18 protein-coding genes and 1 pseudogene are annotated in these 26,614 nt (G+C 71.4%); 13 read left to right on the top strand and 6 right to left on the bottom strand.

The genetic code is table 11. The features are described 5' to 3' along the window. Nucleotides 1-75 precede the first annotated feature (75 nt). The gene (locus OYE22_RS09295; RefSeq protein ID WP_277319967.1) at nucleotides 76-2,112 is read left to right on the top strand and encodes an acyl-CoA dehydrogenase family protein; all 2,037 of its coding nucleotides are present in this window, start codon (nucleotides 76-78) and stop codon (nucleotides 2,110-2,112) included. A gap of 240 nt (nucleotides 2,113-2,352) precedes the next feature. On the opposite strand, the gene OYE22_RS09290 is transcribed toward OYE22_RS09295, so the two are convergent. From OYE22_RS09290 to OYE22_RS09280, 3 genes are all read right to left on the bottom strand, one after another. Beyond that, nucleotides 2,353-4,614, bottom strand: a complete 2,262-nt coding sequence (locus OYE22_RS09290) for an MMPL family transporter (RefSeq protein ID WP_277319966.1) — start codon at nucleotides 4,612-4,614, stop codon at nucleotides 2,353-2,355. A gap of 587 nt (nucleotides 4,615-5,201) precedes the next feature. Further along, a complete protein-coding gene (locus OYE22_RS09285) occupies nucleotides 5,202-6,149 on the bottom strand; it encodes a UbiA family prenyltransferase (RefSeq protein ID WP_277319965.1) in 948 nt (315 codons plus the stop codon). 461 nt (nucleotides 6,150-6,610) lie between these two features. Next, nucleotides 6,611-7,441 carry a class I SAM-dependent methyltransferase gene (locus OYE22_RS09280; RefSeq protein ID WP_277319964.1) on the bottom strand — a complete coding sequence of 277 codons (831 nt, stop codon included), beginning with the start codon at nucleotides 7,439-7,441 and terminating at the stop codon, nucleotides 6,611-6,613. 229 nt (nucleotides 7,442-7,670) lie between these two features. Between OYE22_RS09280 and OYE22_RS09275 the strand changes: the two genes are divergently transcribed. Genes OYE22_RS09275 through OYE22_RS09245 form a run of 7 tightly spaced genes read left to right on the top strand, consistent with a single transcriptional unit; the run spans nucleotide 7,671 to nucleotide 15,548 of the window. Continuing rightward, nucleotides 7,671-8,792 carry a hypothetical protein gene (locus tag OYE22_RS09275; RefSeq protein WP_277319963.1) on the top strand — a complete coding sequence of 374 codons (1,122 nt, stop codon included), beginning with the start codon at nucleotides 7,671-7,673 and terminating at the stop codon, nucleotides 8,790-8,792. Continuing rightward, a complete protein-coding gene (locus OYE22_RS09270) occupies nucleotides 8,782-9,675 on the top strand; it encodes a sugar phosphate isomerase/epimerase family protein (protein ID WP_277319962.1) in 894 nt (297 codons plus the stop codon). The genes OYE22_RS09275 and OYE22_RS09270 overlap by 11 nt, the downstream gene beginning before the upstream one ends. Next, nucleotides 9,672-11,123: a M20/M25/M40 family metallo-hydrolase gene (locus OYE22_RS09265; RefSeq protein WP_348652194.1), complete on the top strand. Its 1,452-nt coding sequence runs from the start codon at nucleotides 9,672-9,674 to the stop codon at nucleotides 11,121-11,123. The genes OYE22_RS09270 and OYE22_RS09265 overlap by 4 nt, the downstream gene beginning before the upstream one ends. 16 nt (nucleotides 11,124-11,139) lie before the next feature. Further along, on the top strand, nucleotides 11,140-12,276 hold the full coding sequence (locus OYE22_RS09260; RefSeq protein ID WP_277319961.1) for an Ldh family oxidoreductase: 1,137 nt from the start codon (nucleotides 11,140-11,142) through the stop codon (nucleotides 12,274-12,276). Next, complete coding sequence (locus OYE22_RS09255) at nucleotides 12,273-13,241, top strand: Gfo/Idh/MocA family oxidoreductase (protein ID WP_277319960.1); 969 nt, start codon at nucleotides 12,273-12,275, stop codon at nucleotides 13,239-13,241. The genes OYE22_RS09260 and OYE22_RS09255 overlap by 4 nt, the downstream gene beginning before the upstream one ends. Continuing rightward, nucleotides 13,238-13,645, top strand: a complete 408-nt coding sequence (locus OYE22_RS09250; RefSeq protein ID WP_176164086.1) for a hypothetical protein — start codon at nucleotides 13,238-13,240, stop codon at nucleotides 13,643-13,645. The genes OYE22_RS09255 and OYE22_RS09250 overlap by 4 nt, the downstream gene beginning before the upstream one ends. Then, entirely contained in the window at nucleotides 13,629-15,548 is a 1,920-nt protein-coding gene (locus OYE22_RS09245; RefSeq protein ID WP_277319959.1) for a 1-deoxy-D-xylulose-5-phosphate synthase, read from the top strand. The genes OYE22_RS09250 and OYE22_RS09245 overlap by 17 nt, the downstream gene beginning before the upstream one ends. A gap of 84 nt (nucleotides 15,549-15,632) precedes the next feature. Here OYE22_RS09245 and OYE22_RS09240 read toward each other — a convergent pair whose 3' ends face one another. Then, the gene (locus OYE22_RS09240; RefSeq protein WP_277319958.1) at nucleotides 15,633-16,919 is read right to left on the bottom strand and encodes an erythromycin esterase family protein; all 1,287 of its coding nucleotides are present in this window, start codon (nucleotides 16,917-16,919) and stop codon (nucleotides 15,633-15,635) included. Between the two features lie 481 nt (nucleotides 16,920-17,400). On the opposite strand from OYE22_RS09240, the gene OYE22_RS09235 reads away from it, so the two are divergent. The 5 genes and pseudogenes from OYE22_RS09235 (at nucleotide 17,401) to OYE22_RS09215 (ending at nucleotide 24,075) form a co-directional block, all read left to right on the top strand. Continuing rightward, complete coding sequence (locus OYE22_RS09235; protein ID WP_277319957.1) at nucleotides 17,401-18,591, top strand: DegT/DnrJ/EryC1/StrS family aminotransferase; 1,191 nt, start codon at nucleotides 17,401-17,403, stop codon at nucleotides 18,589-18,591. A 1-nt stretch (nucleotide 18,592) separates the two neighbouring features. Beyond that, complete coding sequence (locus OYE22_RS09230; RefSeq protein WP_277319956.1) at nucleotides 18,593-19,711, top strand: DegT/DnrJ/EryC1/StrS family aminotransferase; 1,119 nt, start codon at nucleotides 18,593-18,595, stop codon at nucleotides 19,709-19,711. Nucleotides 19,712-19,721: 10 nt separating this feature from the next. Next, nucleotides 19,722-20,984, top strand: coding sequence for a nucleotide sugar dehydrogenase (locus OYE22_RS09225; protein ID WP_277319955.1), 1,263 nt, complete (start codon nucleotides 19,722-19,724; stop codon nucleotides 20,982-20,984). Nucleotides 20,985-21,095: 111 nt separating this feature from the next. Further along, nucleotides 21,096-22,925 (top strand): annotated as a pseudogene (locus OYE22_RS09220) (2-oxoacid:acceptor oxidoreductase subunit alpha); the annotation flags it as partial. 133 nt (nucleotides 22,926-23,058) lie between these two features. Then, nucleotides 23,059-24,075: a 2-oxoacid:ferredoxin oxidoreductase subunit beta gene (locus tag OYE22_RS09215; RefSeq protein WP_277324058.1), complete on the top strand. Its 1,017-nt coding sequence runs from the start codon at nucleotides 23,059-23,061 to the stop codon at nucleotides 24,073-24,075. Between the two features lie 220 nt (nucleotides 24,076-24,295). On the opposite strand, the gene OYE22_RS09210 is transcribed toward OYE22_RS09215, so the two are convergent. Together OYE22_RS09210 and OYE22_RS09205 are read right to left on the bottom strand one after the other, a co-directional pair. Next, the gene (locus OYE22_RS09210; protein ID WP_348652193.1) at nucleotides 24,296-25,216 is read right to left on the bottom strand and encodes an AfsR/SARP family transcriptional regulator; all 921 of its coding nucleotides are present in this window, start codon (nucleotides 25,214-25,216) and stop codon (nucleotides 24,296-24,298) included. Nucleotides 25,217-25,882: 666 nt separating this feature from the next. Beyond that, on the bottom strand, nucleotides 25,883-26,554 hold the full coding sequence (locus OYE22_RS09205; RefSeq protein WP_277319954.1) for a hemerythrin domain-containing protein: 672 nt from the start codon (nucleotides 26,552-26,554) through the stop codon (nucleotides 25,883-25,885). Between the last annotated feature and the right edge of the window lie 60 nt (nucleotides 26,555-26,614).

Raw genomic sequence — 26,614 nt, 5'->3', positions numbered from 1 at the left:
GCGGCGGGCCCGTGTGGACGGTGGCGTTGATCACATGGCCGTTGCCGACGTCGTGTTCCGTCAATGACTAGGTTCGTGACCACTCTTCCCGCCACACAGGCCCCCGCGACCACTCCACCCGCGGGCGCCACGCCTCGCCCGCCCGAGGCCCATGCCACCACCGCCGAGCTGACCCGGCTGCTCTACGGCCCCGACCGCGACCGGATCCACCGGCCCTGGCGGACGCTGGCCGCCGACCCGGACATGCGACGGCGCGCCGATGCCGCGATATCCGACCAGTTAGCCGACTCCTACCGCAGGTTACGCCGCGTCGGCGCGGCCACCGACCCCGTCCAGGTGGCCACCGACCCGCGCGCGCTGGCCGCCCTGCACGAGTGGCTGGCCCCGGTCGACGGCGCGCTGGCGGTACTGGCCGGCATCCACTACAACCTCTTCCTCGGCAGCCTCCACGACCACGACCAGCGGCCCGACCGCCCGTTGGACGACTTCCTCCGGATGCGCCGGATCGGCACCTTCCTCTGCACCGAACTGGCCCACGGCAACGATGCCGCCGCCCTGGAGACGGTGGCCACCTACGACCCGGGCCAGCGCACCTTCACGCTGCACACGCCCCACCCCGGGGCGCGGAAGTTCATGCCCAACACCGGTCCCGTCGGCGGCCCGAAGTCGGGCCTGGTCGCGGCGCGGTTGCTCGTCGAGGGCCGGGACCACGGCGTCTTCCTGTTCCTGGTCCCGCTCACCGACGCCGCCGGCCCGCTGCCCGGGATCACCGTCCGCCCCCTGCCGCTACGCCCCGGCAGCCCGGTGGACCACTGCCTCACCTCGTTCGACACCGTCGTGCTGCCGCGCTCGGCGCTGCTCACCGGCGAGCACGGGCGGCTGGCCGACGACGCCACCTTCACCAGCGCCTTCGGCAGCAGGCGCAAGCGGTTCCTGGCCGCCATCGGCCGGGTGGGGGTGGGCAAGCTGTGCATGGCGGCCAGCGCGGTCGGTGGCGCCCGCACCGCACTGGCCACCGCCCTCCGCTACGCCCACCACCGCCACGTCACCGGCGCGCGCCCCGACGACCGCGTCCCGCTGTGGGCGCACCGCACACACCACGGGCCCCTGCTCGACGGCCTGGCCACCACGTACGCGATGACCGCGCTGCACCGGGCCACCGTGGCCGCCTGGGTCGACCGCACCCCGGCCGACGCCGAGGCGGCCGAGCGCCAGGTGGCGATCGCCAAGGGGTGGATCACCTGGCGGGCGCGGGACCTGATCACCGAGAGCCGCGAGCGCTGCGGCGCTCAGGGGCTGCTCCCGGTCAACGGGCTGGTGGCCCTGCTCGGTGACGTGGAGGGCGCCATCACCGCCGAGGGCGACAACCTCGCGCTGTGGGCCAAGGCCGGGGCCGAACTGCTGCTGGCCGAACCGTCCGCGCCGCCGGCCCCCGTGACCGGCCGCGCGCCGACGCCGGGCCGGGCCGGGCCACCCGACGGCGACGCGCCCGCTCGCGCCCTGACCGACCCGGCGGCCCGGCAGACCCTGTTGGCCTCGGTCGTACGGCTGCACCTGGCCCGGGCCCGGGCCAGGATGCGTACGTCCCCCGCCGGCGACCGCCTGCGGCGGTGGAACGCCGCCGCCCCCGACGCGCTGGCCGCCGTCACGGCGCGGGCCGAGCACGACGCGGCGGCGGCCCTGCTCGACTGGGCGGTCGCGGCCGACGCGCCGCTGGCCCGTGAACTCCTGCTCGACCTGCACCAACTGTTCACCCTGCGGCGGATCGGCCAGCACAGCGGGCTGCTCGTCGGCTCGGGCGAACTGACCGGCGGGCAGGCCGTCGAGTTGGCCGCCCTGTTGGAGCGGTCGCTCGACCGCCTGGCCGACCACGGGCTGACCCTGGTCGCGGCCTTCGACCTGCCCGAGGCGTTGCTCGCCGACCGCCCCATCACCGGCCCGCACTACCAACACCATCTCCTCGCCCATACCGAGGAGATGACCTGTGCCTGGCGGCCCGCCGGCTCCCCCGGTACCGCCCCCGTACCCGCGCCACCCACACCCGCCACACCCGCCGCGCCAGAGGCGACCACGGCGGTGGGGGCGGTGGAGCACTCAGGCGGGACCCGCTAGCGCGACCCGGCGTGGCCCGCCAACGCTGGCGGGCAACGCCGGGCGGTCGGGCGGGCCGACGTCGGATGTCCGGGCGATCGGGGGCCGTGCCGGGTGCGGCGCTGGTCTGGGGTGAGGGTGAGGGGGTGGCCGCGCGTGGGGTGCCCGGAACATGGCAGAGCCCCGCTCGCCGGGCGAACGGCGAGCGGGGCTCTGCTGGGAAGCCGCGCGTCCACGGGGGTCGGTCGCGCGGCGGGTCTGTTAGACGCGGTCCACGGTGCGCTCCGGTGTGACGTCGCCACCGGCGCTCGCGCCGGGCGCCGCCGGCACGGGGTCGCCGCCCTCGCTGATGCCGAACCGGTCGTGCAGCTTGCGCATCGGGCCCGGGGCCCACCAGCTCCTGGTGCCGAGCAGGCGCATCGACGCGGGGAGCAGGATGCCGCGGATCAGCGTGGCGTCCAGCAGGATCGCGAGCGGCACGCCGAGGCCCAGGGCCTTCATGTAGCTGATGCCGGAGGTCAGCATGACGATGAAGACCAGCGACAGGATGATCGCCGCGTAGGTGACGACCTTGCCGACGCGCTCCAGGCCGGTGGCGACGGCCAGTTCGTTGTCGCCCGTGCGGTCGTACTCCTCCTTGACGCGGGAGAGGATGAAGACCGCGTAGTCCATCGAGAGGCCGAAGCCCAGGGTGCCGACGAGGACCGGGACCGTCCAGTTGATGGCGCCGGTGTTGATGAAGTCGCCGACCAGCCACTGCAGGTGGCCGTCCTGGAAGACGAAGACCAGCGAGCCGAAGGTGGCGCTCAGGCTCAGCACGCTCAGCAGCATGGCCATCAGCGGGAGCAGCAGGCTGCCGGTGAGCAGGAAGAGCAGGATGTAGGTGCCGATCGCCATGATGCCGAGGGCGATCGGCAGGTTGTCGGCGAAGACGTCGAAGGTGTCCACGGAGATGGCCGGGTGGCCACCGACCTTGACCGGGAACGGGGCCTCCGCGTCCCGGATGTCGCGGACGATGTCCTCGCCCTTGGGGGAGAGGCCGTCAACGGCGGGCACCACGCTGAGGTAGGTGGCCGAGTCCGTGCCGTACTGCTGCGAGAACCGGGTGGCCGGGGCGACTTCCTTGCCGCCGGCGTAGCTGCCGGTCAGCGCGTCAACGCGGGCGACGTTGGGCAGTGCGGAGAGCTGCGTGGCGTAGGCGGCGATGTCGTTCGTGCGGTCGGCCGTCTTGCCGATGTCCACGGCGACGACCTGCATGGCCTGCGCCTCGCGGTTGTTGAAGTCCTCGCGGACCGTCTGGGCGACCTCGGCCGACTGGGCCGACTTGGGCAGGATCTGCTCGTCCGGCAGGCGCAGGTTCAGGTCGCGGACGGGGGAGCCGAGCAGTGCCATCAGGGCGAGCACCGCGACCACCAGCGGCACGGGCTTGCGCATCACGAACAGGGCCAGCCGGTGCCAGCCGCCCTCGTGCGAGGCGGTCACCGGGCGCGGCTTGCGGCGGACCAGGCGCAGCTTGTCGATGCGCGGGCCGGCCCAGGCCAGCAGCGCGGGGACGATGACCAGCGTGGCGAGCGCCGCCATCAGCGCGGTGGCCGCGCCGCCGATGGCGATCGACTGGAACATCCCGAACGGCATGACCATCAGCGCCATACAGGCGATGGCCAGCGTCACGGCGGAGAAGATGACCGTGCGGCCCACTTGGCGCATGGTGGCGCGGATGGCGGGCTCGGTCTCCTGGCCGCGCTGGAGTTCCTCGCGGTAGCGCGTGATGAACAGCAGGCTGTAGTCGATCGCGAGGCCGAGGCCGAGCAGCGTGGTGACGTTGGTCAGCAGGTTGTTGGCGTCGAACCCGAAGGTGATCAGATACAGCAGGCCGAAGACGAGGAACATCGTGGCCAGCGCGACGGCCAGCGGGAGGGCCGCCGCGACGAGCGAGCCGAAGATGACCACCAGCACGATCAGGACCAGCGGGAAGACCAGGGTCTCCGCGGTGGCGGCGTCCTTGGCGGACTGGTCGACGTTCTCGAAGTTCATCAGGGCGATGCCGCCCAGTTCGACGTCGAGCCCCTCGACCTTGCCCGAGTACTCCTTCTTCAGGTCCTGCACCCGGTCGTTGACCTCGTCGAAGTCGCCGAGGATGCGACCGCTGACGAGCGCCTGCTTGCCCGACTCGCCCTTGAGGGAGGGGGCCCGGTCCATGGACCAGTACGAGGCGACGTTCGCCACGTGCTCGTGGTCCTGGAGGCCCTTCGTCAGTTTCAGGCCAGCGGCGGTCACCGCGGGGTCGTCGACGCCGCGCGGGTCGCTCACCACGATGGAGAGGTTGGGGGTGCCTTGCTTGAACTCCTTCTCCAGGAGTTCCTCGGTCTCGTGCGACTCGGTGTCGGTGTTCTCGTAACCACCCATCGTCAGCCGGTCCGTCAGACCCATCGATGCACCACCGACGGCGAGCGCGATGATCAGCACGGCCAACAGCACTTTCTTTGGCCTGGGGAGGATCAGACTCGCTAGTCTGTCGAGCATTTTCGGAATCTCCTGACGGGCGGCGCGAGAGAGGGGAGCACCGTGCGAGGACTTGTGGAACAGATTGCACTAGACCTATGGGGCAGTCTGCACCTCTCGCTGGCTCCGGTGCAAGTCGTTCCATAGATCGCCGGGTTACTTCCCGGGCACGGCGGGGGCCAGCCCGGCGTGGTGATCCGGACATTGGTGGCATGTCCGGTTCTAGGCTCGGCGCTGGTCGCCGAACACCCTCCCCCACGTGGCCAGTTCCATGCCTGACCCACTGCCGAATGTCACCGGAACGTGATCCACATCTTTCCGGCCGGCCATCCAACGGCTTCGTGTGTGGCTTCCTGCACGGGCGTTGGGCGCGACGGGAGGGACCCGTCGCGCGAGGGGCCGTATCGACCAACGCTTCTGACGGGGCCACAGTCACCACGGTCGGCGAGGGTCGGCGCGCGGCGGGGGGAGGGGGCGGCGACGGGGGCGTGGCGCGGGCCCGGGTGGTGGTCGTCCGCGACCGTCCCGCCGCCACGGGGGAGGCGGGACGGTCGCGGACGGTCAGGGGTTGCGGGGGCGGCTCGGTTCCGGGCGGCTGCGCGCGCGGGTCACACGTGCAGTGCCAGCACGTTCGCCAGCAGCAGCACCGGAACGCCCCAGCGGTGCAGCTTGATGCCGAGCATGCGGGCCTGGAGCAGGTTGCCCTGGCTCACGCCCGAGCGGGCCTGCGACACCCGCATCGCCCACAGCGGCACCATCAGCGCGACGAACCACACCGGCACGGCGCCCACGGCGATGGCCACCGCCACCGCGAGCGGCTCCAGCAGGTGTGCCCCGACGATGATCTTCCGGTAGGTCGGCGCGGTGGTGAGGGTGGCGAGGTTGCGCCGGCCGGCCAGCCGGTCGCCCTCCACGTCGTTCATGTTGGAGTAGATGGAGACCAGCAGGCTCCACAGGCCGAACAGCACCGACTCCAGGATGACCAGGCCCGTCGCCTCGCCCGTCAGCAGGACGTAGGGGATCAGGATGGCCAGGCCGGGGCTGACCAGGATGAGTTCCTGGCCGAAGTTGTAGCTGATCTTCAGGCCGTACGAGTACTGCACGTTGGAGACCAGCACCGCCACCATCAGGAGCCCGACCCACAGCGAGTTCTCCGGTGCGATGACGAAGACCAGGGACCACATCACCGCGCCCCAGGCCATCGCCCCCCAGCCGAACAGCTCGGCCTGCCGCACCGTCAGCGCGCCGCTCAGCAGCGGCTTGCGGGACAGGTCGCGCAGCGCGCCGGACTCCGGCGAGTAGTTGCGCGCGTCGCTGCCGTCCCGGATGCCCGTGACGTCGTCCAGCGCGACGGTGGCGGCCACCACGCCGACGTAGCCGGCTATGTAGAGCAGGATGACGGCGAAGGTCGTACCGTCCCACGTCAGCGCACCGGGCAGCGCGGCCCACACGATGAAGGCGCTCAGGTAGTAGTCGTAGAACGAGAGCTTGCCGAGCTTGACGAACGCGCTCAAGCGGTCCTTGGCGACCGGCGACGCGGCGATGTTCAGCGACATACGGATGCTGCCTTCTGTGATGGTTTCTTCGCGTTGTGGTGGGTGTGTCTTCCCGGTGTGCTCGGAGCGTGCGGGGCACGCCGGCGGGAATCGGTGCCTGTTCGCGGCGCGGGACGTCGGTCGGCGTGGGTGGGGGTGCCGCGATGCCCCACCCCGGGGCTGTCGTCCGACAGTCCTACGAGTGGTGCGGAGTCTTACCGAGCCGGCCGGGTCCTACGGGCCCGACCGGGAACGCGCTGGGGCGTACGCGGTGGTGCGGAGGTGGAGCGCGGCGCACGCCCCGGGCCGGCGCGCGGTGGGCGCGGCGCGGGGCCGTGGCGCGCCGACGGTGGTGCGCCGCCCGCGCGGCGCGCGGGCGCGGCGCCGTGGACACGCGCCGCGAGGGGTACGCGCCGGGCCCCGGCGCCGCGCGGTGGCGTGCTCGCGCACGCCACCGCCGGCGCCTGACGGGGCCGGGCGTGCTACCTGGGCTTGCGGCCGAAGCTGGAGATGAGCACCTGGGTCAGCCAGTGGTGGGCCGGGTCGCCCATCTCGGCCAGCGCCTCGTCCACCCGCTCCGCCGACACCTCGCCCTCGGCGACGATGCGCGGCTTCATGAACTCCAGCCACAACTGGTAGTGCCGGGCCTGGAAGGAGCCGCCCCGCACCATGACGGCCCGGCCCTCGGCCGACACCTCCTCCAGCTCGGTGGCCAGCATCGCCTCGAGGTCGAAGTGGCCACCGCGCGGCTCGTGGCCCGAGCGGCGCATCAGCCCGTACCCGGCCGCCCGCACGTCCTGGAGGAAGTCCTCCGAGGTGGCGCTGCGGAACAGCGGCAGCGAGTCGGTGTCCTCAAGGAAGAGCCAGCCGCCCGGCTTGAGCGCGCGGACCATGTTGGCCACCGCGGCGGGGCGGTCCTCCAGATGCTGGACCACCATCCGCGAGTGCACGAGGTCGAAGGACTCCGCCGGCAGTTCCTCGGTGCGGATGTCGATCCGGGCCACCTCCACGTGCGGCGCCCGCAGCGCTTCGAGCCGCCCCGTCTCCAGGTCGGCGGCGAGCACCCGCCCGGTAGGCCCGACCCGCTCGCCGAGCCAGCCGGCGATGGACCCGGAACCGGCGCCCACCTCCAGGGCGTGCCAGCCGGGGGCCACGCCGAGCCGCTCCAGGCGCTCGATGGTGCCCGGGTCCCAGATGGCCTCGTTGGCGCGCAGCCGCTCCGTCTCCTGGTCCCAGGTGGGGTCGAAGACGTACTCCTTGGAATCCTTGGACTCCTGAGTCGCCTGGGTTTCCTGGGACGCCTGGTCGGTCACGCTCATATCGTTCTTCGCCCTCCGTGGACCTCGTATCCTCCGTGGACCTCGTTCCGCTGCCGCCCACGCCCAGCTTGTGTGGGGCTCAGGCTAGGAAGCCGGGCAAGTCCCTGCCATGGCAAGAGAGTGCGGGCCAAGGGGTAATCCAGGCAGTTATCTGCTAAGGACCCGCAGGTCACGCCTCGCGTACGGTGGTCGCCCCGCTACGCGCATCCATGAGGAGTTCGCGGTGCTGCACACACTGCTCGTCGGGCTGGGACGGTCAGGACGAGAGCTGCATCTGCCGGTGCTCCGCCGTCTGCGACAGGACGCCGGTGCCGGCGGTGACAACACAGTCGCCGGCTCCGTCTTCGCCGCCGCCCCGCCGGTCGGCTTCGACCTGGCGCCCCTGCCGGCCGGCCAGGCGACGCCCGGACTGGTCACCGTGGGCACGCTCGCCGAGGCGCGCGCCCGGCTGGACCCCAGGACCACCGTCGTCCACCTGTGCACGCCCCCGGGCCACCGCGCCGAGGTGCTGCGCGACCTCGCCGAGCTGGGCTTCACCCAGTTCCTGGTCGAGAAGCCGCTCGGGGTCGACAGCGAGGCCGTCGCCGAGACCCGCGCCGTGCGGGACGCGTACGGCCTGCGGCTCGCCGTCGTCGCGCCCTGGTTGCACAGCACGCTGACCGCGCGGCTGAGCGAGACCGTGCGCTCCGGCCGGCTCGGCGCGCTGCGCCGCGTCACCGTGCGCCAGCACAAGCCCCGGTTGCGCCGCTCGCTGTCCACCCCGAGCCACCCCACCGCCTTCGACGTGGAGCTGCCGCACTCGGTCGGCGTCGCCCTGCGGCTGGCCGGCGGCGGCACGGTCACCGACGCCGCCTGGTCCGACGCCATCTGCGGCGACCGCGTCGTGCCCCGGATGGGCACCGCCGAACTGACGCTGGCGCACGACGCGGGCGCCACCACGCGTATCGTCTCCGACCTGGTCTCCCCGGTGCGCGAGCGCAGCATGGTGCTCGACTTCGACGCGGGCCGGGCGATCGGCCACTACCCGGTCAGCGGCGAGGACAACTTCGCCCATCTGCGGGTGACCCCCATCGGGCTGCCCGAGGAGTACGAGATCTTCCAGGACGACGCCCTGGACGCCTGTCTCCTCGACACCTACCGGGGGTTCGCCGCGCGCACCGACTTCACGGCCGACTTCGAGCTCCAGGCCCAGGTCGTGCGGGTCCTGGAGAGCGCCAAGCAACACGCCGCCGCGGCCGAACCGGACGCCGCGCCGACGACGGCCGGCCCGGCGGCGCACGAGCGCCCGACCGCGGCCGGGGAGCAGGTCACGTCCACGAAGAACGGGAGCATCCATGTCGGTTGACGCCACCGGGACCAGCGCGGGCACCGCGGTGCCGCCGGGGATCACGCTGTGCGGGATCGGCGACGAGGCGGGCGCCTCGCTCGACGAGCAGATCAGCGCGCTCACCACGCTCGGCTGGGGCCACATCGAGCTGCGCAACGTGGACGGCACAGCGGTGGCCGACCTCGACGACGCCGCCTTCGAGCGCCTGGTCGACCGGCTCGCGGCCGCCGACCTCACGGTGACCTGCGTGGACTCCCGCATCGCCAACTGGGGCCGGCCCATCACCGCCGACTTCGACGCCGACCTGCGCGAACTCGACGCCCTCGGCGACCGCTGCCACCGCCTCGGCACCCGCTACGTGCGCGTCATGTCCTACCCCAACGACGGGCTCTCCGAGGCCGACTGGCGGCAGGAGGTGCTCACCCGGATGGGCAAGCTCGCCGCCCGCGCCGAGGAGGCCGGCCTCGTCCTGCTGCACGAGAACTGCGCCGGCTGGGCCGGCACCGAGGCCGCCCGCATGCGGGAGCTGCTGACCGAGGTCGACAGCCCCGCGCTGCGCCTGCTCTTCGACGTCGGCAACGGCGTGGCCTACGACTACGAGGCGTACGACCTGCTCCCGACGATCGCCCCGTACGTCGAGCACGTGCACATCAAGGACGCCGTCGGCACCCCGGAGGACGCCAGCTACCTGCTGCCCGGCGACGGGCGCTGCCGCGTCGAGGACTCGCTGCGCTACCTCCTCGACCGGGGCTACACCGGCGTGTGGTCCATCGAGCCGCACATCAACGTGCGCCCGCACGAGTCGCTGGCCACCGAGGGCAAGGACGGCGTGGACGCGTTCGTGGAGTACGGCCGGGCCCTGGAGCGGATGGTCGCACGGCTCGCGGGGGAGCGCGCGTGACCGACGCCCCGGCGCGGGACCCGCTCACCGAACGCCCCACCACATCCGCCGGCGCACGCTCCGGCGAGGCAGCCGGCGCCGCCGACGTCACCCTGACGACGGCCGAGCGCGAACTGCTGCTGCGCCTGATCGGACTGCCCACCGCCGGCCCGCTGGAGGTGGGCCCGGACGGACCGCGCCCGCAGCTGTGGGCGGCCCAGCGCGCGTACGCGGAGGCCGCGGCCGAACTCGGCTTCACCGTCGTGCACCACGCCGCCGCCGACCCGGCCGTGCTCGAACTCGACGGCGTGCCCGTCACCGTGCGCGAGGCCGCGGCGGCCACGCCCGACTTCCTGGAGTGCCAGCCCAGCATGGTGCTGCGGCTCGGCCCCGAGCTGCCGCCCGAACGGACGGTGATGTTCAACGTCCACCTGGACACCGTCGCGGGCTTCGAGCCGCCCCGCTACGCCGACGGCCGCTTCCACGGCCGTGGCGCCATCGACGCCAAGGGCCCCGCCGTCGCCCTGCTCGCCGGGTTGCGCGCGGCCCGCGCCGCGGTGCCCGCGCTCGGCGAACGCGTCGGCGTGCTCGTCCAGCTCGTCGCCGGCGAGGAGGGCGGCGCCATGGGCGTCTTCGGCACCCGCCCACTGGTGGCGGCCGGCTACACCGGGCGGCTCAACGTCTTCTGTGAGCCCACCCGCCAGCTCCTGCTGCCGCGCTCGACCGCGGCGGCCACCGCCCGAATATCCGTCGCGGGCCAGGACTCCATCGACGACCGGCCGGGCGGCGGCCACAACGCCACCGTCCTCCTCGGCCACCTCGCCCAGCACCTGGCCCGACGCCTGCCCGGGCGAGTGCCCGGCGGCCGGGTCTGCGTCGCCGGCCTGCACACCGGCACCCTGCACAACAAGGTGTACGGCAGCGGCCACCTGCTGCTCAACCTCGCCTACCCGACCACGGAGGCCGGGCGCGCCCTGCAACAGGCGCTCGAGGACGAACTGCGCGCCGGGCTCGCCAGCTTCACCGAGACCTTCGCCGACCTGCCCGACTTCGCCCTCACCGCCCGCGAGGCGGCCCGGGTCACCCGGCTCGACTGGCTCAAGCGCGGCCTGCCGGCGCTGGCCAGCACCGACCCGTGGGCCGAGCGCCTGCTCACCGAGGGCGCCGGGCTGCGCTACGCGCCGGCCGACGCCGACGCGTTCACCTGCGACGCCATCTGGACGCACGACGTGCCCGGCGCGTACACCGTCGTCTACGGGCCCGGCGACCTCGACGCCAACGGCGCGCACGCGGACGGCGAACACGCCGACCTCGCGGACCTGGAGTCCTTCGCCACCGGCGTCCGCGCGCTGCTCACCTCCTTCGCCCGGGCCAGCGAGGCCGGCGACCCGCCCGCCCCGGCCGCCACGACGCCCGACCAGCCCGCGGGCGCCACCACCCCCGCCGGCAGCACCAGCCGCACCGCCTAGCCAGGAACGGAAGGTCATGACACCTGCGTCGCCCCAAGCAGCCGAGGAGAGCGCCCCGCGCGTCGCGTACGAGGACCTGGTCGGCTTCGCCGCCGACGTCTTCGCCGCCTGCGGCGTGCCCACCGGCCGCGCCCGCACCGCCGCTAAGGCCCTGGTCTACGGGGACCTGGCCGGCATGCGCTCCCACGGCCTCACCAACCTGACCCGGCTCTACCTGCCGCTCTTCGACGACAAGCGGGTCGAGCCGGACGCCGAGCCCGAGGTGCTCGCCGACAAGGGCGCCTCCGTGCTCCTGGACGGCAAGAAGGGCCTCGGCCTGTGGCTGGCCAGCGAGGCGATCGACCTGGCCGCCGACCGGGCCGCCGAGTACGGCATCGGCCTGGTCTCGGTGCGCGACGCCACCCACTTCGGCTGCGCCGGCCACCACACGCTGCGCGCCGCCGAGCGCGACATGGTCGGCATCCTGGCCTCCAACTGCGGCGGCCAGCGCATCGCCAGGCCGCCGGGTGGCAAGGTCGCCATGCTCGGCACCAACCCGATGAGCATCGCGTCCCCGGCCGGCCCCGACCTGCCCCCGTACTGCCTGGACATGTCCACCACGGCCGTGCCCACCGGCAAGATCCGCCAGGCGGCGCGCGCGGGCCAGTCCATACCCGAGGGCTGGCTGACCGACGCGCAGGGCCAGCCGGTCACCGACCCGCACGCGCTCGACCGCGGCGACGGCTTCCCGACCTGGCTCGGCGGGCGCCCGGAGACCGGCGCGTACAAGGGGTACGGCCTCGCCCTGCTGGTCGAGGTGTTGGCCGCGCTCGTCCCCGGCGCCGGGCTCGGCCCCGCGCCCGAGGCGTACGAGGGCACCGGCGGCCCCTCCGGACGCGACGACGACATCGGCATCCTGGCCATCGTGGTCGCACCGGGCGCGCTGCGCCCGGTGGAGGGCTTCCTCTCCCAGGCGGGTGGCCTCTTCCAGTCGCTGCTGGACTGCCCGCCGATCGACCCGGCCCAGCCCGTGAGCTACCCCGGCGCCCGCGAGGCCGCCACCGCCGAGGCCGCCCGGGCCGGCGGCGTACCGATCACGCCCGCGCTCTACGGAGAACTGCGCGAGGTCGCCGAACGATGGGGCCTTGAGGTCCCGGTTGGAGTGGACGCATGAGTGGCGCGCTGCGCGTGGGAATCGTCGGACTCGGCGTCATCTCGCGCTTCTACGTGAAGGCGTTCGACGAGCTGCCCGACGTGGAGCTGGCGGCCGTGTGCGACCTGCGGGCCGACGCGCTGGCCCCGTTCGAGGGGAAGGTGCCCACCTTCGCCGACTACCGGGACATGATCGCCGCCGGTGGCCTGGACGCCGTCGTGGTCAACGTGCCCAACGACGTACACGCCCTGGTCTGTGGCGACCTCATCGCCGCAGGGCTGCCGGTCTGCGTGGAGAAGCCGCTGGCCACCCGGGTCGAGGACGGCCGCGAGCTGGTCCGCGCGGCCCGCGAGAAGGGCGTGGTCCTCTTCACCTCCTTCCACCGCCGCTACAACGACAACGTCCTGGACCTCATCGCCCGCGTCCCGGCCGGCGCCGAACTCCGGCACGTGACCGTGCGCTACCTGGAGATGATCGAGGAGCACGCCGGCGACGACCACTGGTACCTGGACCCGGAGCGCTGCGGCGGCGGGTGCGTGGCCGACAACGGGCCCAACGCCTTCGACACCGTCCGGCAGATCGTCGGCGAGGTCACGGTCACCGACTCCAAGGTCGTACGGGACGCGCAGGGCACCGACCGACAGGCCACCGTCGAACTGCGCGCCGAGTCGGGCGCGACGGCGCGGGTGCTGCTCGACTGGGCCTACCCCGGCGAGACCAAGGACGTCGAACTCACCCTGGCCGACGGCACCGTGCTCGTCGCCGACATGCTCGGCGGCCACGACGGGTTCAAGACCTCGCTGTGGCACGAGTACGTGGGCGTGCTGCGCGACTTCGCCTCCGCCGTGCGCGCGGGCGAGGACCGAAGCCACGGCGGCCTGGCCGCCCTGGAACTGGTGGCCGACGTCTACCGGCGCGAGGCCGGGGCGGCCGGCGCCGGCAGCGAGAACACCACCGTGCGGCACGCCGATGGAGGCGCCCGATGAACCCCGCGGAAGACGGTGCCAAGCGCCCCGTGACCGGCGAACTCGTCAAGATCCTCACGCACAAGCGGGACGACCGGGGCATGGAGCTGACCGAGTTCGCCAGCCGCTGCGTGCGCCGTGAGGAGGTGCACGAGCTGGTCACCACCGACCACGACGACACCAGCACCGGCGCCGTCATCGACCGGGTCGGCTTCCTCGGCTTCGTGGAGCTGGCCCGTGGCGGCGTCATCGACCGGGGCGACGAGGTGCGCATCAACGGCCACCTGGTCGGCACCGTGCTCGGCTTCGACTCCTGCCACTACCCGAACCACTACAACATCCTGATCAACGTCGACAAGACGGCGTCGGGGCCGGATCTCGGGCTACAGCCCGAGATGGAGGTGCGCTTTGACCCTGCGCCCTGACGGGCCGCGCCCGGCCGTGGCACCGCTGCTCGACACCCTCTCCGGCCCCGACACCCTGCGGGCCGTCCCCGCGTCCCGGCTCCCCGGGCTGGCCGCGGAGATCAGGGAGTTCATCGGGCGGGCGGTGCCGCGCCAGGCCGGGCACCTCGGGCCCGATCTGGGCGTGGTGGAGCTGACGCTCGCACTGCACCGGGTCTTCGACGCGCCGCGCGACCGCCTGGTGTGGGACACCGGGCGCCAGGCGTACGTCCACGAACTGCTCACCGGGCGCAGGGACTTCACCCGGCGCCGCCACCGCTCCGAACCGACCTGGTACGCGGCCCCGCACGGGGCCGTGGAGAACGCCCGCACGGCCACCGCCCTCTCCTACGCCGACGGCTTCGCCAAGGCGCACCGACTGCGCGGCCTGCACGACCGGCACGTGGTCGCGGTGATCGACTGGGACGCGCTGGCCTGCGGCATGGCCTGGGAGGCCCTGAACAACCTGGCCGCCAGCCGCGACCTGCCGCTGGTGATCGTGATCCACGAGGCCGTCCCCGCCCCCGCTCCCGCGCCCGCCGCCGACGGACTCACCGACCGCCGGCTGCTGCTACGCCCCGCGCCCGGCCGCGCCGTCCCCGACCGCCCCGCGCGGTCGCCGGCCGACGCCCCGCCGGGCGCCGCCGCCTCCGGTGGCGGCACGCTGGTCCAGGCGCCACCGGAGCGGGCCCGGGCCGAGGAACGGCACCGGCCGACGCCCCGTAGCCTCTTCGACGACCTGGGCTTCGGCTACTTCGGGCCGCTGGACGGCCAGGACGCGGTGGCGTTAGAGGTGGCGTTACGCCGGGCCAAGGCGCTCGGTGGGCCCGCCGTCGTGCACTGCGTCACCCGTGGCGACCCGGACCCCGGGCCCACCACCACGCCCCTGGGCCCCGCCCGCGCGCCCCGACCGGCCGAACCGGCCCCCGGTCCGTCGTGGACGTCGGTGTTCTCGGAGGAGATGGTCAGGCTCGGTGGTGAGCGGGAGGACATCGTCGGGATCACGGCGGCGATGTCGCGAGCGGTGGGGTTGGAGGCGTTCGCCAAGGCGTATCCCAAGCGGGTCTTCGACGTCGGCATCGCGGAGCAGCACGCGGTGACGTCGGCGGCGGGGTTGGCCCTTGGTGGGGTGCATCCGGTGGTGGCGGTGTACGCGACGTTCCTCAACCGGGCCTTTGACCAGGTGTTGATGGATGTGGCGTTGCATGGGTGTGGGGTGACGTTCGCGTTGGATCGCGCGGGTGCGACGGGTAATGACGGGCCGTCGCACAACGGTATGTGGGACATGTCGATTTTGCAGGTGGTGCCGGGGTTGCGGGTGGCGGCGCCGCGGGATGGTGCGCGGTTGCGGGCGTTGTTGCGGGAGGCGGTGGAGGTGGAGGACGCGCCGACGGTGGTGCGTTATCCCAAGGGCTCGGTGGGTGCGGATATCGAGCCGGTGGCGTCGGTGGGTGGGTTGGATGTGTTGGCGCGGCCGCAGGGTGTGTCGCGGGTGTTGTTGGTGTCGGTGGGGGCGATGGCGCAGGTCTCCTTGGAGGCGGCGGCGTTGTTGGCGGAGCGTGGGGTGGGGGTGACGGTGGTCGACCCGCGGTGGGTGAAGCCGGTGAACTCCGCGTTGGTGGGGTTGGCGGCCGAGCACGAGTTGGTGGCCACGGTGGAGGACAACGGCCGCGTCGGCGGCGTCGGCTCCGCCATCACCCAAGCCCTCCGCGACGCGGGAGTGACCACGCCCGTGCGCGACTTCGGCCTGTTACAGCGCTTCTGCGAGTACGGCAGCCGCGACGAGGTGCTGGCCGAGGCCGGCCTGACCGCACACTGCGTCGCGGAGACCGTCGAGGACGTGCTGACCCCCGTCGACTGGCCGCCCCTGCGTGGTGCCTCCTGACCACACCTGTTTGCTGACCCACCCCGTCCCCTGCCCGACCCGCCTCGTGCGACAGGCGCCCGGCGGCGCCAGGCGCGGCGAACGTCAGCCGGCCGGCGCGGGCCCGGCCGGGTCGAGGGGGCGGGCCGGTGTCACGCGCCGCCGGTGGACGAGGACGTCGAACCACTCGGCCAGCGAGCCGCCCGCCATGTGGTGGGCCGGGTCGCGGCGCGGGTCGTGACGCGGGCCGACGAGCCGGGACGTGACGGGCTGGGCCAGCCACTCGGCGACCCGCCGCGGCGCCCGCTGGCGCAGGTCGAGCAGGAAGTCGCCCGCCCCCGCGCCGTCCAGGACCGCTTCCACCAGCGGTGGCACGGGAGCCGGGACCCGGTGGGGCGGTGCCCCGGTGTACGGGGCCAGTTCGCCGGTGCCGAAGGTGAGGCCGATCGACAGGTACCGGTCCCCGAGGTCCGCGTGCAGGTGGCTGCCGGCGTTCGGGGACGCCCCCGGCGGGTTGGGCGGGAAGCTGACGACCCGTCCGGGCGCCCTGGCCGTGTGCGAGCTGGAGGACCAGAACAGCACCCGGTGCCCGGTGTGCCGGTGCCACCACAGCACGTTCTCGGCGAAGTACCACTCGTAGTGGGCCATGTTGTGCGGGTCCAGCGGGTCGTGGCCGTGGTCGTGGAGCGCGTGGTACTGGACGATCAGCCGGGCCTGGTAGCGCGCCCAGGCGTGACCGTCGTGCCCCGGCACCGCCGCCACCAGGTCGTGGGCCGCCCGCGCGCGCTCGCGCCAGGGCCGCCGGTCGGTCAGGGCCTGGTAGCGGCGGGTGTGGTCACTGACATCGCCGGGCGGGCGGAGTTCGGCGTAGTGGGACGCCAGCTCCGCCAGCCGCCCGGGCGCGGCCCGCCGTACGTAGTCGGTCACCGCGTCGTACGCCGAAGCCCCCGTCTCCCGTGGGCTGACCCCGACGACGCCCGGCGCGGCCCGTGGCCGGGTCTGCCGCAGGGCGCGCAGCCAGCGGACGAGGGCGAGCGTCTCGCCGGTACGGGAGAACGGTTCGGCGGCCTGGAGCAGCGCCGCGACGTCCCCGGCGCCGGTGCGCACGTACGCGTCGAGCGCGGCGCCGAGCCCCGCGTCCTGGTCCAGGGCGAGCACCCGGAAGTCGGCCTCGGCCAGCAGCAGTCGGGCGACGCGCACCTGGAGGGCGAGGAGTTCGCGCGCGCCCCGGGTCCCGGCGCCGAACCCCGCCACGGCCGTCCGCTCACCGACCATGGCGAGGAGCGGGCGCAGGTCGTCCAGGGGCGCCAACGGGTCAGCGGTGCGCAGGGGGTGCGCCGCGCCCCTGATCCACTCGCCCACCGCCGCCTGGTCCGTCGCTGAGATCGTCATGCGGCCACCCTCGGACCTGAAGCGCGGTTGAGGTCAAGCTCCGCTTGCCGGCCCGGCCGCCGGCCGCTCCGGCCGGGGGATTCCGCCTCTGCCCCACGCCCGCCCGCGAGCCGTGCGGCGACACACGCGGGATTACGCCATGCTGGGCGCACGACCAGCGGCGCCGGCCCGGTCGGTCCCGGTAGGTGGACCGGCGGAGTGGGACATCCGACACGGGGTGTACAGGACGGCGTGTGGAAGCTTGAATACGGAGTGAAGCCGCTCGTGCACGCCAGGTGTGGGCGGCGCGTGCGAGGGATCGCGCGTGACGGGGGAAGCCCCTGACGGCTGGCAAGATCTTGCCGTATCGCCGACCGGAGCGCCTGTGTATGACAGGTTCGGCGACGGAGCGCCCAGCTCCAACCGGCTGGCCAGGAATGACTGCTACCGGCAAGTTCTTGTCCGTAGCGACGTCACAGAACCGCTCCATAGCGTCACTCCCATGGTGTCCACGCTTACCGATGCTCCCGCCGCGCCGGTTCCGTTCTTCACTCAGGCGGAGTCCTTCAAGGAGCTATGGCCGCTCATCACCCGACATACGGATGATGTGTTCGACCGGGGCAAGTTCTCCCACGGCCGCAAGGTGGCGGAGCTTGAGCGGGCCATCGCCGACTACACAGGTGCCGGACGGGCCATCGCCGTCAACAGCGGCACCGACGCCCTGGTGATCCTGCTCCGCGCCGCCGGCATCGGGCCCGGCGACGAGGTCATCGTCCCGGCCTTCTCCTTCTTCGCCTCGGCCTCGGCCGTCAGCCTCGCCGGCGCCACGCCGGTGTTCGCGGACATCACCAACGACGGCGACTACGGGATGGACGCCGCCTCGGTCGAGGAGCTGATCACCGAGCGGACCAAGGCCATCATGCCGGCCCACCTCTTCCACCAACTGGTTGACCTGACAGCGCTGTCAGACGTCGCCCGCCGGCACGACGTCATGCTCCTCGAAGACAGCGCCGAGGCGATCGGCATGCGCTGGGACGGCACCCACGCCGGACTCATCGGCCGCGGCGGCGTGCTCTCCTTCTTCCCGACCAAGACGCTCGGCGCCCTCGGCGACGCCGGCATGATCCTCACCAACGACGAGGAGCTGGCCGAACAGGCGGCCGTGCTGCGCCACCACGGTCGGATGGGCAAGACCATCGACCACATCGCCGGCATCTCCAACCTCTCCGGCGTCTCCGGCACCAACAGCAAGATGGACGACGTGCAGGCGGCCATCCTGCTCGCCAAGATGACCCGCCTGGAGCGCGACATCGCCCGCCGCGCCGAACTGGCGGCGGCCTACTCCGAGCGGCTGCGCGAGACCGACGGCGTGCTCGCCGTGCCGCGCGTCCTGCCGCGCGACGTGCCGACCGAGCCGGTCTTCTACGTCTACCAGGTCGAGTTCGAGGCCCGGGACGAGCTGGTCGCCCACCTCACGGCCCGTGGCATCGGCACCGAGACGTACTACCCGCGCCCGCTGCACACCCAGCCCTGCTTCGCCGGCACGGACACCGGGCTGCGCCCCGGGAGCCTGCCCAACGCCGAGGCGGCCTGCGAGCGGACGCTGGCGCTGCCGCTGTACCCGGACCTGACCGAGGCGCAGTTGGAGACGGTCTGCGCCGCCATCTCGGACTTCTACGCCGGAAGGCGATGACATGGCCACCATTCCCTTCTTCCCCCCGGACCTCTTCGAGACGGACCGGCAGGCGTTCAAGGATCTGCTCTTCGAGGTGGGCACGGACGCCGAGCAGAAGTTCATCCTCGGTCGGCGCACCGCCGAGCTGGAGGAGGAGCTGCGCCGCACGACCGAGGCGGAGCACGTGATCGCCTGCTCCAGCGGCACCGGCGGCCTCAACCTCGCCGTGCAGGCCCTGGGGATCGGGCCCGGCGACGAGGTCATCGTGCCGGCGTTCTGCTGCCAGCCGGTGGCCAGCTCGGTCGCCAACTTCGGCGCCACGCCCGTCTTCGCGGACGTCGACCCGCACACGATGGTGATCGACCCGGACTCGGTCGAGGCGCTCATCACGAGCCGGACGCGCGCGGTGATGCCCGCCCACGTCTTCTCGATCATGGCCGACATGCCCCGCATCAACAAGATCGCCCACGACCGGGGCCTGAAGGTCATCGAGGACGCGGCGGTGGCCCAGGGCGCGGTGCTCGACGGCGTGCCGTCCGGCCGCTGGGGCGACCTCGGCGTCTTCTCCTTCTTCCAGGTCAAGGCGTTCGGCACGGCCGGCGAGGGCGGCGCGGTGCTCACCGACGACCCGGAGCTGGGCCGCACCGTACGGATGCTGCGCAACCACGGGCAGGACGGCATCACCCGCTTCCTGCACCACAAGATCGGCCAGAACAGCCGGTTCGACGAGATCATCGCGGCCTTCCAACTGCACCGGCACGCCGGCTTCGAGGACCGCCTGGAGCGCCGGGCCCGCATCGCCGACTACTACACGGAACGCTTCGAGCCGCTGGCCGGCCGGGGCGTGCTCGCGCCGCCCGCCGGCCGCAACGGCCGCTGCTACTACGTCTACTCGCTGCTCGTGGAGCGGCGCGCGGACCTGCGCGCCTGGCTGAGCGAGAAGGACATCGGCACGCACGTCTACTACCCGGTGCCGCTGCCCCTCCAGCCCGCGTTCGCGCGGTACGCGCCCGAGGGCGTCCAGTGGCCCGGCGCGCAGCGCGCCAGCGACCAGAACCTGGCCATCCCCATCTGGCCCCACCTCTCCGACAGTCAGGTGGAATACATCGCCGACTCGGTCTGTGAATTCTTCGACTAGGGAGCGTCCTTTGACCACGAAACTGGTCGTAGTGGGGCAGGGGTACGTCGGCCTGCCGCTGGCCGTGGCCGCGGCCGAGCACGGATACCAGGTCGTCGGCTACGACACCGACGAGTCCCGCGTGAAGAAGCTGGCCGTGGGCGACTCGTTCGTCGGTGACGTCACCTCGCAGCGCCTGGGCGCCGTCATCGACCGGGGTACGTACCGGGCGAGCATCGACACCGAGGACCTGGACGCCTTCGACATCGCGGTCATCACCGTTCCCACCCCGCTGCACGAGGGCGTGCCGGACCTGTCCTTCATCGAGGCGGCGGGCAAGGCGCTGGCCGCCCGGCTGCGGCCGGGTGCCACCGTCATCCTGGAGTCGACCAGCTACCCGGGCACCACCGAGGAGGTGCTCGCGCCGATCCTGCGCGACGGCTCGGGACTGGAGCCGGGCGCCGACTTCCACCTCGGGTACAGCCCCGAGCGGATCGACCCCGGCAACCCGGAGTGGACCTTCGAGACCACGCCCAAGGTCGTCTCGGGCATCGACGCGGCCTCGCTGGAGCGGGTGCGGGCCTTCTACGCGGACATCGTGCACGAGGTGGTGCTGGCGAAGGCCCCGCGCGTCGCCGAGCTGGCGAAGGTCATGGAGAACACCTTCCGGCACGTCAACATCGCGCTGGTCAACGAGTTGGCCACGCACGCCGAGGGCATCGGCGTCGACGTGTGGGACGCCCTGGAGGTGGCCGCGACCAAGCCGTTCGGCTTCATGCGCTTCACCCCGGGCCCCGGGGTCGGCGGCCACTGCCTGCCGGTGGACCCGCTGTACCTGTCGTGGAAGGTCGAGCGCGCCTCCAGCAAGCGGTTCCGCCTGGTGGAACTGGCCGACGAGCTGAACAACGCCATGCCGGAGTACGTGGTCCGCAAGCTGACCCGGGGCCTGGACCGGCGGCACCAGACGGTGACCGGCGCGCGCATCCTGATGCTCGGCCTGGCCTACAAGCCGGGCACCGGCGACATCCGCGAGTCGCCGGCGCTGCCCATCGCCAGGCTGCTGATCGAGGCCGGCGCCACGGTGCGCTTCGCCGACCCGCACGTCACCGAGGAGCCCGGCATACCGGGGCTGACCCAGGTGAAGCCGGACCCGGAGGAGGTCTCCCGGGCGCACGCCGTCCTGATCGTCACCGATCACGACGAGTTCGACTACGAGGCCATCGCCGCATCGGCCCGCTACATATTCGACTGCCGACACCGTCTGCCGACCTCGAAGGACATCGAGTCGCTATGAGCCCGGCCGCCCCAGGTCACCCCGCGCCCGCCCCCCGCCGTCGAACCCACCTCGGGCACGGCACCGTCCCCCGCCGGGCCGCCGCCCGAGAAGGCGACCGAGACACTGCACCGAGTCATTATCCGTTTCGCGGGTGATTCGGGTGATGGTATGCAGTTGACGGGTGATCGGTTTACTTCGGAGACGGCGTCGTTCGGGAATGACTTGTCGACGTTGCCGAATTTCCCGGCGGAGATCCGGGCACCGGCTGGAACGTTGCCGGGGGTGTCATCGTTCCAGTTGCATTTCGCGGATCATGACATCCTGACTCCGGGGGACGCGCCGGATGTGTTGGTCGCGATGAATCCGGCGGCGTTGAAGGCGAACGTGGCGGACCTGCCTCCGGGTGCGGTGTTGATCGTGAACACGGACGAGTTCACCAAACGCCCGATGGCGAAGGTGGGATATGCGAGCCATCCGTTGGAGGACGGGTCGCTGGACTCGTTCCAGGTGCACGGGGTGCCGTTGACGACCTTGACGGTCGAGGCGCTGAAGGAGTTCGGTCTCAGTCGCAAGGAGGCCGAGCGGAGTAAGAACATGTTCGCCCTGGGCCTGTTGTCGTGGATGTACCACCGCCCGACGGAGGGTACTGAGGCGTACTTGCGGAAGAAGTTCGCGAAGAAGCCGCAGTTGGCGCAGGCGAACGTGACCGCTTTCAGGGCGGGGTGGAACTTCGGGGAGACCACGGAGGACTTCGCCGTCTCCTATGAGGTGGCCCCGGCCTCGTCCGCCTTCACCGCAGGCCTGTATCGCAACATCTCGGGGAACCTGGCGTTGGCCTACGGCCTGATCGCGGCCTCGGTGCAGGCGGAGTTGCCCCTGTTCCTGGGGTCGTATCCGATCACGCCGGCCTCGGATATTTTGCACGAGCTCTCGCGGCACAAGAATTTCGGGGTGCGCTCGTTCCAGGCCGAGGATGAGATCGCGGGGATCGGGGCGGCGTTGGGAGCGGCCTTTGGTGGGTCGTTGGCGGTGACGACGACCTCGGGGCCTGGGGTGGCGCTCAAATCGGAGACGATCGGGCTCGCGGTCTCCCTGGAACTCCCGTTGGTGGTGGTGGATATCCAGCGGGGTGGGCCCTCGACGGGGTTGCCGACCAAGACGGAGCAGGCGGACTTGTTGCAGGCCATGTACGGCCGTAACGGGGAGGCCCCGGTACCGATCGTGGCTCCCTCGACGCCGGCGGACTGTTTCGATGCGGCCGTGGAGGCGGCGCGGATCGCGTTGGTGTATCGCACGCCGGTGTTCCTGCTCTCGGATGGGTATTTGGCCAACGGGTCGGAGCCCTGGCGGGTGCCGGATGTGAAGGGGTTGCCGGATTTGCGGGTGCGGTTCGCCTCAGGGCCGAATCACGAGTTGGCGGATGGGTCGCGGGTCTTTTGGCCCTACAAACGCGATGCGGTGACGTTGGCGCGACCGTGGGCGGTGCCGGGAACGGCGGGCTTGGAACACCGGATCGGTGGGATTGAGAAGCAGGATGGTAGTGGGAACATTTCCTACGATCCGGCGAATCACGAGTTGATGGTCCGTACCCGTCAGGCCAAGATCGACGGTATCGCGGTGGAGGACGTGCGGGTGGATGACCCGGGCGGTGCCCGGGTGTTGGTGTTGGGGTGGGGTTCGACGTATGGGCCGATCGCGGCGGCGGTTCGACGGTTGCGGGGTGAGGGTGTGGCGTTGGCGCAGGCGCACTTGCGGCACATCAATCCCTTCCCAGCGAATCTGGGTGAGGTGTTGGCCTCGTATGAGCGGGTGGTGATCCCGGAGATGAACCTGGGACAGCTCGCGACGTTGATCCGCGCCCGGTACGCCATCGATGCCCGCTCCCACACCCAGGTCAACGGAATGCCGTTCAAGGCCGAGGAGTTGGCCAACGCGTTGAAGGAGGCCATCAATGCCTAACCCCACCACACCTCAAGCGTCCCCTGCCGCCGGTGCTGTCCAATCCGCTGTTGCTGGCGAGCCTGCTGTTTCCCCTGAGGGTGGGGGGCGGGGGTTGTTGTCGTTGGTGCCGCGGGCTGAGGGCAAGCAGTCGATGAAGGACTTCAAGTCCGATCAGGAAGTGCGTTGGTGTCCGGGGTGTGGGGACTACGCGGTGTTGGCGGCCGTGCAGGGCTTCATGCCGGAGTTGGGCCTGGCGCGGGAGAACATCGTGTTCGTGTCCGGGATCGGGTGTTCCAGTCGTTTCCCGTACTACATGAACACCTACGGCATGCACTCCATCCACGGACGAGCGCCGGCGATCGCGACGGGGTTGGCGACCTCGCGACGGGACCTGTCGGTCTGGGTGGTCACCGGGGATGGCGACGCGCTGTCCATCGGGGGTAACCATCTCATTCACGCGTTGCGGCGAAATGTGAACCTGAAGATCTTGTTGTTCAACAACCGGATCTACGGGCTCACCAAGGGCCAGTACTCCCCGACCTCGGAGGTCGGGAAGATCACCAAGTCGACACCGATGGGATCCCTGGACGCCCCGTTCAACCCCCTCTCCCTCGCCCTGGGCGCCGAGGCTTCGTTCGTGGCTCGGACGGTGGACTCAGACCGGCAGCACCTGACGAGCGTGTTGCGGGCGGCGGCCGCGCATCCGGGTACGGCGTTGGTCGAGATCTACCAGAACTGCAACATCTTCAACGACGGTGCCTTTGAGGTCCTTAAGGACAAGGAACGCGCGCTGGAGGCCGTGATCCGACTGGAACACGGTCAACCGATCCGCTTCGGTGTGCCCGCCGAGGACGGACTGGGCTCCAAGGGCGTGGTCCGCGACCAGACCACAGGCGACCTGCGGGTGGTGGACGTGCGGGAGGAGGGCACGGAAGGGGTGTTGGTCCATGATGCGCGGGCCGTGTCCCCGACCACCGCGTTCGCCCTGACCCGCCTCGCCGACGCCGACACCCTCCACCACACCCCCATCGGCGTACTCCGCAGCGTGCAACGCCCGGTCTACGACACGTTGATGAGCGACCAACTCGACCGAGCCATCGAAGCCCAAGGCAAGGGCGACCTCGCCACCCTCCTCGCCGGCAACGACACCTGGACCGTCCCCAACTGAACCAGTGGTCACTTCGATGTGGCCGCGCGACGAGCCTGGCCGCACCGCCGGTCGGGCAGGTTCGCGAGCTGCCCGACGAGAGGGACATCGGGCAGCGGTGCGCGTGGGCTGGAGCGTACGCGCGCTCGGTGGGAACGCGCGTAGCACCCGTACGACCCGGACGGGCCGAGGGAGAGTTCGGACCATCCGCCGCGTGTGCGGAAACGGTTACGCCACGGCGCTACTTGCCGTGCGCGTGCGCGTGCACCGACGCGGGGTGGGGGGTGTGAAGGGTGGGCGATGGCTGGTTGGGCAGGGTGGGCGACGACGAGTAGCGCGCGAGGTCGAGCGCCAGGACGGAGTCGGTGCCCGCGGGGCTGTCGATGACCGGGTCGCAGGCCAGTACCGCCTGGTGCAGATTGCGCATCCGCGGCGACGGTTCCAGGCCGAGTTCATCGTGCAGCACCTGGCGCAAACGCTTCACGACCTCAAGGGACTGCGCGCGCCGGCCCGAGCGGTAGAGAGCCAGCATGAGCTGCGCGTGCAGGTTCTCGTGCGTCGGGTACTTGGTGACCAACGCGCTGAGTTCGCCCAGGAGTTCGTGGTGCCGTCCCAGTCGCAGGTCCGCGTCGATGCGCTGTTCGTGGACGCTGATCCGGTCCTCTTCCAGGCCCACCAGGTGGGCTCGGAGTACCGGACCCGCCTGAACGTCGGAGAGCGCGGAACCCTGCCACATGGTCAGCGCACGGGTCAGGAGCGCGGACGCGGTGTGGTCGTCGCGGTGCAGTTGGGCACGGCCCTCGCGTACCAGCGACGTGAAGATATTGACGTCGAGTTCATCGTTGCGGACCGCGAGCAAATAGCCACCATCGCGGGTCTCCAGAACGCGACGCGCAGCTTGTAAACTGCCGATGCGCGGGACTCTGCGCAGTGTGCGCCGCAGTTGGAGGATATAGGACTGCAGGGTGGACAGCGCCGTGTTGGGTGGCGAGGTTTCCCACAGTTCATCTATGCAGGTGCTGGTGGAAACGACCTGATTGGCGTTGAGGAGCAGCAGGGCCAGAAGCTGCCGTTGTTTTGGTGCGGTCGGGGTATAAGAACGCCCCTGTTCGTTCATGCGAAGCGGGCCCAATATGGCAAATTCCATGACGTTCTCGTTCACCTTCCAGAAGAGTGTGACGAGAGGCTCGATGAGAGGGACGCGTGGAGAGGCCACGCAGACAAGACGCCATGACAGCACCGGGATTCGCCTTGTCGCTGGTCCCCGTGTGGGCCGCTCCGCTGGGGGACGGGCGTCCGTCGCTGTTCCGTCGTGCCTGTTTTCGTATGGCCTTGCTGCGCCGCCTGTTCATCCCCCCGTGGCTGAAAGTCGAGCAAATCTGGAGCCAGCAGGCAGTCTATGTCACCTCAAGTCGGTCGTTCAACAGTTCACCAGTGAGTCGATAGTTCCGCATGATGGGGCGCCTTCGGTCTTCGAACGATCCAGATAGTAACCCGCTTTGAGCCGAGCACCTATGGTCCTTCCAGCTCTGCGGTGGATGGCCATCCCACTGCCTAATTCGCCCCGTCGCCGACCGCCTTGGCCCGCTGGTCTAGGCCAGATGCGGAGTGGATCAGCGTACCCGGTCGGTGACGATGGCGTACGGGGCGATCCGCAATGCCGGGACACGCGAGAACCCCCGGCGCCGGCGGGGGCGTCGGGGGTTCCGCCTGTATTCAAGAGATGAACGGAGAGGGGTGCTAACGACCTTATGCGTGACGGGAGTTGTGCGGCGCGTGACCCGCGGAACCGGTGGCCGATTCGCGCGTTCCGGCCTCGCGGAACGCCTTACGCGGCGCTGGCCAACTCCCAGTGCGGAACGCGCTCGTAGCGCGGCTGCCACACGGTGCGGCACAGGAAGCGCAGCGGCGGCGAGAGCAGGTCCAGGATCTGCCTCCGGGTGCTGTCCGGCGCGCCGTCGAGCAGCCAGGGGAAGAAGGACGGGGCGCCCTTATAGCCGACCTGGCGGCGCTGCTCGTCGCAGTAGGCGCGCCATTCCTGCTGGCTGAGCACGCTTTGCAGGAGCGGAAGCGCCTCGGCCTCCTCGTGGTCGAGGTGGCTCAGGAGCGAGGTGGAGAAGTCCTCGGCGTACTCGCGCAGCCGAAAGCGGCGGTCGTGCGAGAGGGCCGCGTCGATCTTCCGGATCAACGGGTCCATCTCGGCGTTCTCGGCCTCCATGGCCTCCAGGAGTTCCAGCTCCCGGGGGCGGCCGGCCAGTCGCGCGCGCAGCGCGGGCCACAACACCGAGTCCTTGGCGGAACGCTGCATCGCCATATGCCGCTTGAATGTCTCCCAGCCCGCGCGAATGGACGCGCCGTCGCGCACGTCTTCGCTGTAGGAGGCAGACATCAGCAGGGCCGCGTCGCGCCGGAAGGCATTGTGTACCGCGTACGTCAGCGTCAGATCGGGCCGGCACTGGTCGCGAGTTCCCGCTATGGCGCTCAAGAGCTGCCTCCTCATGGTGAGAAGTCTGGTGCAGGTTGCTCCGAATCTTTGGAACAGTGTGCACCCCAAATACCT

The sequence above is a fragment of the Streptomyces sp. 71268 genome, from assembly GCF_029392895.1.
In the GTDB taxonomy this organism is placed as follows: Bacteria; Actinomycetota; Actinomycetes; order Streptomycetales; family Streptomycetaceae; genus Streptomyces.
Note: the sequence above shows the minus strand (reverse complement) of the source record. Positions and strands in the feature narration are given on the sequence as shown.